The organism is Streptococcus sp. GMD5S (assembly GCF_000298715.2).
Lineage (GTDB): Bacteria > Bacillota > Bacilli > Lactobacillales > Streptococcaceae > Streptococcus.
In genome coordinates this window covers 1-1,557 of sequence record NZ_AJRG02000044.1, presented here as the reverse complement: position 1 = coordinate 1,557, position 1,557 = coordinate 1, and the positions used below count along the sequence as shown (strand labels likewise).

The 1,557-nt window shown below is 36.9% G+C and carries 2 protein-coding genes and 1 pseudogene; all 3 read left to right on the top strand.

The window, feature by feature from the left end; translation table 11 throughout:
* Positions 1–206, top strand: a pseudogene (locus GMD5S_RS0209640) (hypothetical protein); the annotation flags it as partial.
* Between the two features lie 142 nt (positions 207–348).
* Positions 349–1,335: a hypothetical protein gene (locus tag GMD5S_RS0209635; RefSeq protein ID WP_000816347.1), complete on the top strand. Its 987-nt coding sequence runs from the start codon at positions 349–351 to the stop codon at positions 1,333–1,335.
* The coding region (locus tag GMD5S_RS0209630; RefSeq protein ID WP_016893876.1) for a hypothetical protein at positions 1,325–1,557 on the top strand (233 nt) is incomplete at its 3' end. The genes GMD5S_RS0209635 and GMD5S_RS0209630, both read left to right, overlap by 11 nt.

Genomic DNA, 1,557 nt, shown 5'->3' with positions numbered 1-1,557 from the left:
CATGTATGGAAAATTTAGTAGAGACGGTAGACTCATTAGATGGCTTTATGAACAAGATTGCGGAAGCTTTTAAAAATATGGATACCGATTTAGCAGGATCTATTGAAACGAATGAGATTTATACAGTTTCACCAGAAGAGTATACAGAAAAGAAACGAATCCAACAGAAGATCTATGATGCCTCTGTTTATAATGAGCTCCCCTAACTATTCGCCACTTGAATCCATTTCAAGTGGTTTTCTTTTGCTTTTCTCATCTTCTCACGGTGTCACGCATATGGTATAATGGATTAAGAGTTTATAATCTTTGTTTATCAGATACAAACAACAAATATTCAGGAGGAAGTCAATGAAACAATACAGGAAAAAAATACTAATCATTCTGGGACTTTTTAGCCTTCTTGTTGTGGTTTCTGGAGCCTATCCCTTATATCGCTACCTAACACATGACCGTTATAAAGTGCGAACTCCTGAGGTAGAACCAGCTTCTTATGAGTTTCTAGCTAATAGACAGGGGTTGGTCATTTCTTGGAAATATGTCAATCATAGCAATGAGCAGGAAGCTAATGAAGAACCACTGGAGTATACCAGTGCAATTTATGGGAAACGTTACCTTTCGACAGACAGTAAACGTTTAATTTACAAATGGGACGATAATCGCTTTGATGTCAAGAATCTGAGTTGGGGGGAGTATTGGAAGATTCAGGTTTATGATACCAGTCAGGATGATTTGCCTCGTAAGGAGTATGACCTTTTAAAGGCTGTTGCGGATTATGATTCGTCATACTTTCCAGTTTCAAGTACTTATATTAATTTTGTCACATACAATGATCAAGAGTATCGTAAGGTAGTTCTCCAAAAAACTGGGGGTCATGACCGTAAGGAAGTCCTCTTTAATATGGAAACAGGTAAGCTAGAGGATGTTCCTAAAGAACTTGGGGTTGCTCTTGAGAATAGGTATACATATTTATTTAACCGTTATACAAGTTTGAAAAATTACTATTATAATGATGATTTTATAGATAACACTACCTGTCTTAATCTCTCACAATCTGTGATTGAACAGTCTTCAGATTGGCTCTTGAGGGAGAAATACCCAAAAGCTTATGACTTGATGAGTAAAGAAAAAGGAAGTCTCTATTTTTTAACTAACGAGACAGATGTTAAGCTTTTATCAGATATTTTTAGCCTCTTAATTCCTAAGGACCGTGATTTATTTGATAACCTCACGGTTTATGGAGAGGTAACTAGGGACGGGAAGGACCATGTGGTTCACTCTTATGAAGAGTTTATCAATGTCTTGAAACCAAAGGAGGAGTTGAGTAATGTCCGTTAAGCGAATTCAGCCAATGCGAATTCAAAGCATTAAGGCGAGTATCAAAGTTTCGACAGATGAGATTTCAAAGGGGATGTCGACTATTATTGACTCATCAGTCACAAGTAGTCTAGAATCCTGTGCTGGTGTCGCAAAAACATGTATGGAAAATTTAGTAGAGACGGTAGACTCATTAGATGGCTTTATGAACAAGATTGCGGAAGCTTTTAAAAATATGGATAC

Bases quoted from the DNA above. Each gene is read 5' to 3' on its own strand.
- GMD5S_RS0209635 (WP_000816347.1), top strand. From the start codon at position 349: ATGAAACAATACAGGAAAAAAATACTAATCATTCTGGGACTTTTTAGC.